Annotated in this window: 7 protein-coding genes; 4 read left to right on the top strand and 3 right to left on the bottom strand. The window is 35.6% G+C overall.

The genetic code is table 11. From position 1 onward, the window contains the following. Nucleotides 1–78 precede the first annotated feature (78 nt). The gene (gyrA, locus tag ES675_RS08870; RefSeq protein ID WP_066255393.1) at nucleotides 79–2,685 is read left to right on the top strand and encodes a DNA gyrase subunit A; all 2,607 of its coding nucleotides are present in this window, start codon (nucleotides 79–81) and stop codon (nucleotides 2,683–2,685) included. A gap of 10 nt (nucleotides 2,686–2,695) precedes the next feature. Next, complete coding sequence (locus tag ES675_RS08865; RefSeq protein WP_066255389.1) at nucleotides 2,696–3,940, top strand: tetratricopeptide repeat protein; 1,245 nt, start codon at nucleotides 2,696–2,698, stop codon at nucleotides 3,938–3,940. Between the two features lie 456 nt (nucleotides 3,941–4,396). Here the strand turns inward: ES675_RS08865 and ES675_RS08855 are convergent, their stop codons facing one another. Next, nucleotides 4,397–5,152, bottom strand: a complete 756-nt coding sequence (locus ES675_RS08855) for a C40 family peptidase (protein WP_066256479.1) — start codon at nucleotides 5,150–5,152, stop codon at nucleotides 4,397–4,399. A gap of 15 nt (nucleotides 5,153–5,167) precedes the next feature. Beyond that, the gene (locus ES675_RS08850; RefSeq protein WP_066256482.1) at nucleotides 5,168–6,346 is read right to left on the bottom strand and encodes an acetyl-CoA C-acyltransferase; all 1,179 of its coding nucleotides are present in this window, start codon (nucleotides 6,344–6,346) and stop codon (nucleotides 5,168–5,170) included. A 129-nt stretch (nucleotides 6,347–6,475) separates the two neighbouring features. On the opposite strand from ES675_RS08850, the gene ES675_RS08845 reads away from it, so the two are divergent. Both ES675_RS08845 and ES675_RS08840 read left to right on the top strand, forming a co-directional pair. Further along, entirely contained in the window at nucleotides 6,476–8,524 is a 2,049-nt protein-coding gene (locus ES675_RS08845) for an HD family phosphohydrolase (protein ID WP_066256485.1), read from the top strand. Between the two features lie 88 nt (nucleotides 8,525–8,612). Continuing rightward, on the top strand, nucleotides 8,613–10,745 hold the full coding sequence (locus tag ES675_RS08840) for a prolyl oligopeptidase family serine peptidase (protein ID WP_066256488.1): 2,133 nt from the start codon (nucleotides 8,613–8,615) through the stop codon (nucleotides 10,743–10,745). 301 nt (nucleotides 10,746–11,046) lie between these two features. Here the strand turns inward: ES675_RS08840 and ES675_RS08835 are convergent, their stop codons facing one another. After that, nucleotides 11,047–12,891 carry a PLP-dependent aminotransferase family protein gene (locus tag ES675_RS08835; protein ID WP_066256493.1) on the bottom strand — a complete coding sequence of 615 codons (1,845 nt, stop codon included), beginning with the start codon at nucleotides 12,889–12,891 and terminating at the stop codon, nucleotides 11,047–11,049. Nucleotides 12,892–13,135: the final 244 nt, after the last annotated feature.

Here is a 13,135-nt window from a genome sequence, read left to right as displayed (position 1 = left end):
AGAAACCCTTGCTGTAGCTGATGAAATGGTTATATTAGCACGATTTGTAAACCTACAAAAATCTAATTAGTAATATATATGGCAGAAGGAGAAAAATTGATCCCAATTAACATTGAAGATGAAATGAAATCGGCTTACATTGATTATTCAATGTCAGTCATTGTGTCACGTGCTTTACCTGATGTAAGAGATGGTTTAAAACCTGTACATAGACGTGTGCTTTTTGGTATGCACGAACTAGGTGTTAGAGCAACTGGAGCACATAAAAAGTCAGCAAGAATTGTTGGTGAAGTACTAGGTAAGTATCATCCACATGGTGATACATCTGTTTATGATGCTATGGTGCGTATGGCTCAAGAATGGAGTTTACGTTATATGTTAGTGGATGGCCAAGGTAACTTTGGATCTGTTGATGGTGATAGTCCTGCAGCAATGCGTTATACGGAAGCTCGTATGCGTAAAATATCGGAAGATATGCTGGCAGATATTGATAAAGAAACCGTTGATCATAAATTAAACTTTGATGATACCTTACACGAACCAACCGTGCTTCCAACACGAATCCCTGGTTTATTAGTAAATGGTGCATCTGGTATTGCTGTTGGTATGGCCACTAATATGCCGCCTCATAACTTAAGTGAAGTGGTGGATGGTATTACAGCTTATATTGAAAATACCGATATTGAAATTGATGAATTAATTACACATGTTAAAGCGCCAGATTTTCCTACAGGTGGAACAATCTACGGTTATGATGGTGTTATTGAAGCATTCAAAACAGGCCGTGGTCGTATAGTCATGCGTGGAAAAGCACGTATTGAAGAAGTACAAGGTCGTGAATCGATTATCGTTACCGAAATTCCATACCAAGTGAATAAGGCTGACATGATTAAAAAAACAGCCGATTTAGTAAACGAAAAGAAAATTGATGGTATTTCAACTATTCGCGATGAATCCGATAGAAACGGAATGCGGATTGTTTACGTTTTAAAGCGGGACGCCATTCCTAATATTGTATTAAATACCTTATATAAATACACGGCTTTACAGTCGTCGTTTAGTGTTAATAACATTGCTTTAGTCAAGGGGCGTCCACAATTATTGAATCTGAAAGAAATGATTCATCATTTTGTGGAACACAGACATGACGTAGTTGTACGTAGAACAACCTACGAATTACGTAAGGCAGAAGAGCGAGCTCATATTCTTGAAGGTTTAATTATTGCTTCAGATAATATTGACGAAGTTATTGCGCTTATTCGTGCGTCATCAAATGCTGATGAAGCGCGTGAGAAGTTAATTGAACGCTTTAAATTATCCGAAATTCAGGCCAAAGCCATTGTAGAAATGCGCTTACGTCAGTTAACTGGACTGGAACAAGATAAATTGCGTTCAGAGTATGACGATTTAATGGTAACCATAGACGATTTAAAAGATATTCTTGATAAAAAAGAACGTCGTATGCAAATCATTAAAGATGAATTATTAGTTGTTAAAGATAAGTATGGTGATGAGCGTCGTTCAGTTATTGAATATGCTGGAGGCGATTTAAGTATTGAAGATATGATTCCAGATGAGCAGGTGGTTATTACCATTTCGCATGCTGGTTATATTAAGCGTACATCACTTACAGAATATAAAACACAAAATAGAGGAGGCGTAGGACAAAAGGCGTCTACAACTAGAAACGAAGACTTTTTAGAACATTTATTTGTGGGAACTAATCACCAATATATGTTATTCTTCACTCAAAAAGGGAAGTGTTTCTGGATGCGTGTTTATGAAATTCCTGAAGGCAGTAAAACATCTAAAGGTCGGGCCATTCAAAACCTGATTAATATTGAGCAGGATGATAAAGTGAAAGCTTTTATCTGTACGCAAGATTTAAAAAATGAAGATTACATCAATAGCCATTATGTCATTATGGCGACTAAAAAAGGTCAAGTTAAAAAGACGTCTCTAGAACAATACTCACGTCCACGAACTAATGGTATTAATGCCATTACAATTAAAGAGGATGATGAATTACTAGAAGCAAAATTAACTACTGGAAACAGTCAAGTTATGTTAGCCTTAAAATCTGGTAAAGCTATTCGTTTTGAAGAAGCTAAAACACGACCAATGGGTAGAAATGCATCTGGTGTAAGAGGTATTCGCTTACAAGACGAAAATACCGATGAAGTTATTGGTATGATTGCTATTGAAAATCCACAAGAAGAATCGGTATTAGTTGTTTCTGAAAAAGGATATGGAAAACGAACCTATATTGATGATCCAGAAGATGGTGAAGCAGTTTACAGAATAACAAATAGAGGAGGAAAAGGTGTTAAAACTATTTCTATAACTGAAAAAACTGGTCATTTAGTTGCTATAAAATCGGTAACGGATGAAGAAGATTTAATGATTATTAACAAATCTGGTATTGCTATACGCATGGCTGTTGCTAATTTACGAGTTATGGGTCGTGCTACACAAGGTGTAAGACTTATTAACCTAAAAGGAAGTGACTCTATTGCAGCTGTTGCAAAAGTAATGAAGGATGAAGAAGGTGATGAAGACGAAGTAGTACTAGATGAAGATGGTAACATTATTGATGCTGCACCAGAAACGGACAATGGCACAACTCTTGATGACAATGGCACAACTCTTGATACTGATGAAAACGAATTAAATAACGATAATTAATTATATTAAAATGAGAAACCCAATTTTAGTTGCATTGGCAATTCTAGTAAGTACTGTTTCTTTTGCTCAGAAAAAAGAGTTACGTACAGCTGAAAAAGCAATAAAAAATAATAATTATGCTGAAGCCAAAACAGCATTGAATCAGGCAGAATCTATGATGTCAGCCATGGATGATAAGCAAAAATCCCAATATCATTTATTAGTAGCTGAAGCTCTTTATGCTCAAGGTACGGCTAATGATACCGATTTAAATAAAGCTATTGAAAGCTTAATTTTGGTAGGTAAAGATTACGATTCAGAGTCGTCTGAATTAACAACAACAATGGAAAATGAGCTTTTAATGAAAGCAAATAGCTTTTACAAAGCCAATAATTTTTCGGAAGCTGGAACCAAGTTCGAGCAATTATACAACGTTGTTCCTACTGATACAACATACCTTTACTACGCAGCCGTTAGTGCCGTAAGTGGTCAAGATTATGATGAAGCTCTAAAACACTATTTAGAATTAAATAAATTAGGCTACACAGGTATTACAAAGGAGTATTTTGCTACCAATAAAGAAACAGGTGAAGAAGAGGTTTTTGATAAAGACAATAGAGATTTATTTGTGAAAACTGGTGCATATATAAAGCCAGGTGAGCGTGTATCAGATTCTAAAGCTGGTGAAATCACTAAAAACATAGCGTTTATTTATGTTAATTTAGGGAAGTCTGAAGAAGCATTAGCAGCTATTAAGCAAGCACGTGAACAAAACCCAACAGATGTAAATATTATTTTAACAGAAGCTAATTTGCAGTATAAATTAGGGAATAAGGATGAATACAAGTTGCTAATTGAAAAGGCAATAGATTTAGATCCAACTAATGTGGATTTATTCTACAACCTAGGCGTTCTTTCTGCCGAATCTGGTTATAATGATAAAGCTAAAGAGTATTATGATAAGGTAATTGAAATGGATCCTACTTATACCAATGCACATACAAATATTGCGGCATTAATATTGGGAGAGGAAGCTACTCTTATTGAAGAAATGAATGGTTTGGGTACATCATCTGCCGATAATAAGCGTTACGATGAACTTAAAGCAGCACGTAAAGATCTTTATAAAACAGCTATTCCTTATTTAGAAGCGGTATTAGAAGTCGATTCAGAAAATTTAGAAGTGTCTAAAACACTAATGAATATTTACAGTGCTATTGCGGAAACTGAAAAGTACAAGCAAATGAAAGCTAAAGTTGAAGCGTTAGGTGGATAGTCCTAATTACTTTAAGAGAATAAAAAAATGCTACTGAATTTCAGTAGCATTTTTTTTGTTTTATGTTGATTCAAATAATCCGTTTTTCTATGAATACCTCCTGAAACAAATTAAAGTTACAAGCACCATGATGTGATAAATATGTTTAATTCTTAGAATACTAAAAAGTCAAAATACCGGTCCATTTTAAAATAAACAAGATAAAAATTGTAATTCCGGTACTCGTATATATAACACCTTGCCAGTAAAAAAGCCGTGTTCCCCATTGATTCCATAACGTGCTACCATATTCTTTTTTGAAATGGCCATTGGTAAGCTTCCAAAAAAGGAAAGCGATGATTAAGAATAATGCAATTGCTATTGGTAAGATATTCATTGGTATGTATATTTATGGCTTTAATTTTTGGGTGCGTTCCTATTTAACGGGTTCTAAATCTAAAAAATACTAGAATTTAATTATCCCTCAATAATCCGCTTAATAACCCGTAATTTGTGAGTATGCATGCGTGTATCTACATTATAAATTCCAGAATGATCTAATCTATCAATGCGAACTTTACCATGTGCATGAATAATAAAATTATCTGGCATAATAATACCAACATGGACTATCTGCCCTTCATCATTATCAAAAAAAGCTAAATCACCAGGATCACTTTCTTCAATAAAACTCAACGCTTCGCCTTGTGTGGCTTGTTGTGATGCATCGCGGAATAATTTATGACCATTCAGTTTATAAACCATTTGGGTAAACCCAGAACAATCTATACCAAACGGTGTTTTTCCACCCCAAAGATAAGGTGCGTTTAAATATGAAAATGCAGTTTTTAAAATATGCGCTTTTGAAGCTATTTCACTAACTGCATTCCCATCATGTGTATGTTGCAATAAATCCAATCCGTTTAAACTTGAGCCTAACGGAATAGGATATAATTGACTTTCGCTATCTTCAATAAATTCAACTAAATCGGTTGAAAGAATAGGCGCTTCGTCATGCAATTTATTATAATTGTCTTCTGTAATTTCAATGTACTGCTTGTTATCAATCCAACCCTCATACGTGTCAAAACCCAATCGGATTCTACTCCAAGACTTCCGCTTTTCAAGCACTTTAAAATAATCACCATACAATACTTGCGACACAAGTTCGCTTGTATCACTGGGTTCCAATCGTAATGGAACAATGCTTAAATGACAAATTCCGTATTGCATGCAAAAAATAGGGTATTAGTTTCTTTCGATAACAACTGCCGAAGCACCACCACCACCATTACAAATAGCCGCTGCACCAATTTTTGCATTGTTTTGTTCTAAAACATTTAATAACGTAATTAAAATACGAACACCTGAACAACCTAATGGATGTCCTAAAGAAACAGCACCACCATTCACGTTTACATTGGAATCGTTTAAACCTAATAATTTCATATTGGCTAAACCAACAATGGCGAATGCTTCGTTAAACTCGAAGAAATCAACATCTTTAATATCAATTCCAGCTTTATCTAACGCTTTTGGTAAGGCTTTAGCTGGAGCTGTTGTAAACCATTCTGGCTCATGAGCAGCATCGGCAAAACCTTTTATAGTTGCAAGAACTTTTAGTCCTAATTCGTCAGCTTTCTCGCGACTCATTAAAACCATAGCACCTGCACCATCATTTATAGTTGAGGCATTGGCAGCTGTAACGGTTCCGTCTTTGGTAAAGGCAGGACGTAAAGCTGGTATTTTATCTAATTTAACGTTGGTAAATTCTTCATCTGTATCTACAACTAATGCATCACCACGTCTCTGTGGAACTTCAACAGGAACCACTTCATTATCAAATTTCCCTGCTTCCCAAGCTGCAGCTGATCGTTTGTACGATTGAATAGCATACGCATCCTGATCTTCACGAGAAAATTTATATTCTGTAGCACAGGCATCGGCACAAACACCCATAGCATTTTGGTCGTAAGCATCCACTAATCCATCACGTTGCATCCCGTCTTCCATTTTAGCAGGACCAAATTTAGTACCTGTTCTAGCATGTAGATAATGCGGAATTAAACTCATGTTTTCCATTCCACCTGCAACTACAACATCGGCATCGCCTAAAGCAATAGCTTGTGCTGCTTGCATAACAGCTTTCATTCCAGATGCACACACTTTATTTACTGTAGTACATGGAACCGTGTTTGGAATTCCTGCGTAAATTGCCGCTTGTCTTGCAGGAGCTTGTCCAGCGCCAGCTTGAACAACATGCCCCATAATAACCTCTTGAACTAATTCTGGCTTTAAATTTATTTTATCTAAAGCACCTTTAATAGCTACAGCACCTAAACGTGGTGCAGGAACAGTTGAAAGGGATCCTAAAAAACTACCAATTGGTGTTCTGGCTGCTGATACAATGACGACTTCTTTACTCATGTTTTTTTAGTTTAATTTTTTAATCCCACAAAATTAATCATTTTTTAATAGAATGTAGAATGATTAGCATTTTATACAACCATAATTTTCGACTATATTTTACTACATTTGAAAATATTTCACCAATCTATGAAAGACTTTATAAATACACTATATAGAAATCATTCGCTAGGCTATAAGCTTTTGCTTTTTATATCGACTACATTTTTAATTGTGTATTTATTTCCTAAAAGTGGTAAATTTAAATACAATTTTGAAAAAGGAAAGCCTTGGCAATCAGAAAACTTATATGCACCTTTTAATTTCGCTATTAAGAAAACAGATGCCGAAATTACCACTGAAAAACAAGAGATTAAAGATGCTTCACCACTATACTTTAATTTAGACGCATCGGTTCCAAACACGATAACCAATAATTTTCAACGTGAGTTTAAATCGGTTTTTTCAGATTCGATTCCAATCTATAAAAGAAACGCTTTAAAGGATGCTGGAATTAATATTATTAATAAACTCTACCATTTTGGTGTTTTAAACGAAGAGCATAATTATTCCGACACCAAGAAAGTCATCATTTTAGAAGGTCGCGTAGAAAAGGAGCAAACCCAATTTGTTAATCTTGTTAAAGAAAATCAATTAACGGCAATTATTGTCAAGGTTTTAGAAAGTAAGGATTTGTTGTCTTATAAGAATGAATTCACATCGTTGTTTTTCGATTTAGTAGAACCAAATTTAGAATATAACAAAGAGTTTTCATCCCGCGTACTTCAAGAAGAGCTTGATAAAGTATCCTATATTCGTGGTAGTGTAGAACGGGAAACGCTGATTATCTCGAAAGGTGAAGTCGTAGAAGGTGTTAAATTTCAAATATTAAAATCATTAGAATCCGAGTATGAATCGCAGGTTTGGAACAAATCTAATTATTTATGGATTGTTTTTGCCTACACACTTTTAGTTGCATTAGCCTTACTCATGCTATTGCTATTTTTAAGAAAATACCGCATGTCTGTTTTTGAAAATAATGTAAAAGTTACCTTCATTTTCTTTAACGTAGCCTTCATGGTTTTAATCACAACCTTGGTGGTTAACTACAATTCGCAATACATTTATGTCGTACCTATCTGTATTTTGCCTTTGGTGCTAAAAGCCTTTTTTGATGCGCGTTTAGGACTGTTTACACACGTTTTAACGGTTTTATTATTAGGACTGGTAGTGCCAAATAGTTACGAATATATGTTCCTACAAATTATTGCAGGAATCGTTACTATTTTAACCGTTTCGGAATTATACAAACGCGCGAATTTATTTATTTCCGTCGGACAAATCACCTTAATATATATTGTAGCTTACTTTGCATTCTTCGTTATTCATGAAGGAAGTGTTGAAACGATGCAGTGGGAAACATTTGGTTTATTTGTGCTTTGTGGGTTGGCAACCTTATTTGTACAACCGCTAATTTATGCCTACGAAAAACTCTTCGGGTTAGTTTCTGATGTTTCCTTATTAGAATTATCAGATACCAATACCAAATTATTGAAGGAATTATCAAACAAAGCACCAGGAACATTTCACCATTCTTTAAATGTGGCCAATTTAGCTGAAGCTGCTGCCAACGAAATTGGAGCCAATGCCATGTTGGTTCGTGTTGGCGCTTTGTATCACGATATTGGGAAAATGAAAAACCCAACGTATTTCACAGAAAATCAATCTACAGGAATTAATCCGCATGATGAATTATCACCAACTGAAAGTGCTCAAATTATTATCAATCATGTTATTGATGGAATTGAAATAGCCCGGAAAAATAATCTTCCAGATCGTGTTATCGATTTTATTAGAACCCATCATGGAACCAGTTTGGTGTATTATTTTTATATGAAAGAAAAGGAAGTAAATGAGCTGATAGAAATAGAAGACTTTATGTATCCTGGCCCAAAACCTTTTAGTAAAGAAACCGCTATTTTAATGATGTGTGATAGTGTAGAAGCGGCTTCCAAGAGTTTAAAAGAACCAACATCGACAAAAATTGACGATTTTGTAGAAAGCATTTTAAACAAACAAATGAATGATGATCAGTTTTTAAATGCCAATATTACCTTTAAAGAAATTCAATCCATTAAAAAGATATTGAAGCAGAAACTGACCAATATTTATCACCTTCGTATTGAATATCCTGAATAGTTGATTAATTTTTCACCTTGTATTTTCTTTAACATTACTTAACAAGTATTTCCTTATTTTTGTTCATTACACTAAAACCAATTATAATATGAGGAAATCACTAGTATGCGTTTTGGCACTTTCAACTATTGTTGCTTGTAAAGACGACCAAAACAAAACTGAAAAAGAAGATATGTCTATGCGTATTACATACCCAGAAACTAAAAAAGTTGACACGGTTGACACGTATTTTGAAACTCAAGTTCAAGATCCATACCGTTGGTTAGAAGATGATTATGCCGAAGATACCAAAGCATGGGTTAAAGCTCAAAATGAGGTAACGTTTAATTATTTAGATCAAATTCCGTTTCGAAGCAAGTTGAAAAAACGCATGGAAACCCTTTGGAACTACGAGAAAATTTCAGCACCTTTTATCGAAGGGGATTATACCTATTTCTATAAAAATGATGGACTTCAAAACCAATCCGTTTTATATAGAAACGATAAAGATGGAAACCAGGAGGTGTTTTTAGATCCGAATGCATTTTCTAAAGATGGTACGACGTCATTAGGTGGTTTAAGTTTTACGGAAGATGGTTCTATGGCTGCCTATGCTATTTCTGAAGGTGGAAGTGACTGGCGAAAAATTATCGTTTTAAAAACAGAAAACAAAGAAATTATTGGCGATACCATTATGGATGTTAAATTCAGTGGTATGTCTTGGTACAAAAATGAGGGGTTTTATTATTCCAGCTATGAGAAACCAAAAGGCAGTGAGTTATCGGCTAAAACTGATCAACACCGTTTATTTTATCACAAATTAGGAACACCACAAAGTGAAGACAAAATTGTTTTTGGCGATACTGAAAAGCGTCGTTATGTAGGAGGTTCTGTAACGCAGGATGAAAACTATTTGGTGATTACCGCAGCAAATTCTACGTATGGAAATGAGCTATATATTAAAGACCTACGCAAAAATGGACCGATTGTAAAAGTGGTTGATAATTTTGAAAGTAGTAGTAATGTCATTAATAACGAAGGTCAAACATTTTTTGTGGTAACTGATTTTGAAGCACCCAATAAACGCATTGTAAAATTCAATTTAAATAAATTTGAACAAGCTGGTTGGGAAGATGTGATTCCTGAAACTGAAAATGTACTATCTGCATCTAAAGGTGCTAATTATATTTTTGCGGAATACATGAAAGATGCCGTATCTGTTGTAAAACAATACAAATTTGATGGCACTTTGGTACGTGATGTTACGTTACCAGGAATTGGTTCTGTTGGTGGTTTCGGTGGTAAAAAAGAAGCGACTACCTTATACTACTCATTTACAAATTATACGGCGCCAGGAACTATTTATGCTTATAATCCTGAATCTGGCGAATCAACGGTTTACCAAAAGCCAAATATCGATTTCAAATCGGAAGACTTTGAGTCGAAGCAAGTATTTTATACATCTAAAGATGGTACCAAAGTACCGATGATTATCACCTATAAAAAAGGCACAGAATTAAACGGCAAGAATCCAACTATGCTATATGCTTACGGTGGTTTTAATATTAGTTTAACGCCGTCGTTTAGTATTGCCAATGCTGTGTGGTTAGAAAATGGTGGTGTGTATGCTGTTGCTAATTTACGTGGTGGTGGTGAATACGGTAAAAAATGGCATAATGCAGGAACACAAATGCAGAAGCAAAATGTGTTTGACGATTTTATTGCAGCAGCCGAATACCTAATCAATGAAAAGTATACATCATCTGATTATTTAGCTATTAAAGGCGGAAGTAACGGTGGGTTATTAGTTGGTGCAACTATGACACAACGACCAGATTTAATGAAAGTGGCTATTCCACAAGTAGGTGTTTTAGATATGCTGCGTTACCATACGTTTACAGCAGGAGCGGGTTGGTCCTTTGATTATGGAACATCAGAACAAAGTAAAGAGATGTTTGACTATATTAAAGGGTATTCGCCAGTGCATAATGTAAAAGCAGGTGTTGAATATCCAGCAACGTTAGTAACAACAGGAGATCATGACGATCGTGTAGTGCCAGCGCATAGTTTTAAATTTGCTGCTGAATTGCAAGACAAGCAAACAGGTACGAATCCGACCTTAATTAGAATTGAGGTGAATGCCGGACATGGTGCCGGAAAATCTACTGAAGCCACGATTAAGGAGCAAGTAGATATTCAAGCGTTTGCTTTGTATAATATGGGGATTAAAAGTTTAAATTAATTTTAGGTCATACCCGAAGGAAACCCGAAGGAAACCCGAATGAAACCCGAAGGAAACCCGAAGGAAACCCGAATGAACCCTAAAATAGTGGTTCATGATATGTAATTGAGAAGCCCAAACGGTATGTTTGGGCTTTTTGTTTTTGGTATTCAGAACGTAGCTTGCGAGGTAAAAAACTTTGGTTAACGAGAGATTCCTCCTTCGTGGAAATGACAGCACTCAACGAGAGGAACCAGCAATTAACGGAATGACAATGCTCAACGTAATGCCATTTTGCTAAAGAATGCCAAAGCCTGATGTTTTACATATTCTTAACAAACTCTAAAAACACCTCTTTATGACGGGCCAAATCCATGTTTCCAGATAAGGAGGCGCGTACAATATAATCTTTGTCGCCTTCCTTGGTGGTGCCCTGGGTGGATGTTGCTGGAATAGTCCAGTAGCAACCCTTTAACTGACCATAACTCACACAAAACTTGCTTTCTTCAGGGATTTCAGTAATCATCAAGTTGATTAACTTCAAGTTTAAAGCGCGTTTATGGGCTTCTTTTTCTTCAGCTGTATTTCCTTTTGTTGGCAGATCTAATGAAAATACGGATGGTGTAAAGCCTTGCTCTGCCAAGTCATCAGACACAAAATTAATTTTCGATTCTGGTAAAACCTCGTGGATAAAGTTTACAAAGTCGCGTGTGTATACATAGGCATCTGCAATACGCTGATTCATAGATGGTAATTGTTGGGCTAGCAACTTATATTGCAATGCGGTTGCTTCATTGTCACAAAGCATCAAATGCTTCGCTACCTTATCCATTAAGGCGTCTGTTTTGGTGTTTCCTACAGCATATCCAGCAGTACATTTTCCGCCACTAGGAAATTTGGAGCCACTGGCATAAGAAATGGTTCTCACCGTAGATAGAATTTCCCCGTCACCTAAAAAGTGCACATTCGGGCAAAAGGTTTGATCTAAAATAAAAACAGGATCGATTGCTGTTTCACCCGTTGTTGTTTTTCGCACTTTACTTAAAGCAGCCTTTAAATCTTGAAGATTTGGAACTTCCACTCGTGGGTTTGTTGGAATTTCTGCAATAATGTATGGAACCGCATCTTGTTTGGCAATGCGCTCCAAAACGGTATTAATACTTTGTACCATATCATTATCTCCATCCACAAGTAAATCTACAACTTCAACTTGATCTAAGCAATCTGCCACACGTCTGGCTTGGTCATTGGTTCCACCATAACAATTTGGCGGAACAATAAATTTGATGGCCTTTCCTTTATGATTTTCTTGGGCATCGTGAATGAGACCCATCATAATAGCGTATTGCATAGATAAACCACTAGAAGCCACCAAAGGTTTGGACGTGGTACCTGTAATGTCTTTGATGTTATTTAAAACCTGTTTTTTATGGGTTTCAGTTTCATTGGAATGCCCCTGGAAAACCGTTTTATTGACTAGCGCTTTTAAAGCCATAAGCGAATTTTCAGGTGTCATGGCAATGGTTTCACGACGGCGTACATGTTGAATATCCGAAATATATGATGCGTTTTGTGCGCCATTTACGAGTAATATACTGCCCAAATGGTCGTGGAGATTCACGTAAAAATCAATATTCGCATTTAAATCTGTTTGCTCAATGGTGTCTTGATGTGCTATGAAAATGGTACTTCCCTTAAAATCGAGAATCGCCTTTGAATTATCAACATGGATTAATTCGAAATTATAACCATACACCTCTTTAATGGTTTCCGCATCAAAACAGTCTGGTAAGTCTCCCGTATAAAGGATTTGTGTTTTTTTATTTTCCAACAAATTGGTTCTTAAAATGGCTAAAACCGGAATTGTCAGAGACGAAAAACTGATGACATGTTTAGCATCAAGCTGGTTTACGTTTGCAATTCCCCATTCTAACACGCAGGATAGGGGATGACCCAAGCGGATATAATCATAAGCCGTTGGTAATTTACTTAATGCTGATGTCGTAGCATTATTGGCTTTAAATAAGTGTTCAAACGCGTTTAGAAATTCCGTTTTTGCTAACGACTCATCATAAATATCTAGTCGATGGGTTGTTAGATTCAGCCAATCTGTTGGCATATTTTCAATAACAGCTTTAATATAATTTAGCATTTTTGGATCTTGCATATTTTTACTTTTAAATAGAACTGCAAGGTACGGAAAATAGCTTTTTTTAATAAGTAGTTAGGGGACTAATTTGGACGCATTCCACTTTTATTTATGATTGGGTTGCATGAAATGAAAAGGGTGTATTAGAATTTTAAAAACCCAAATTAGTAGCCCCTACACTAGTGATTTATGGTGTGCATGTTTCTAAATAGCTTCAGTAGGTTATGTTTGGTAACATACCAGACACCGTATTTTTTAATTT

Source organism: Algorimicrobium algoritergicola, assembly GCF_008086165.1.
Classification (GTDB): domain Bacteria; phylum Bacteroidota; class Bacteroidia; order Flavobacteriales; family Flavobacteriaceae; genus Algorimicrobium; species Algorimicrobium algoritergicola.
Note: the sequence above shows the minus strand (reverse complement) of the source record. Positions and strands in the feature narration are given on the sequence as shown.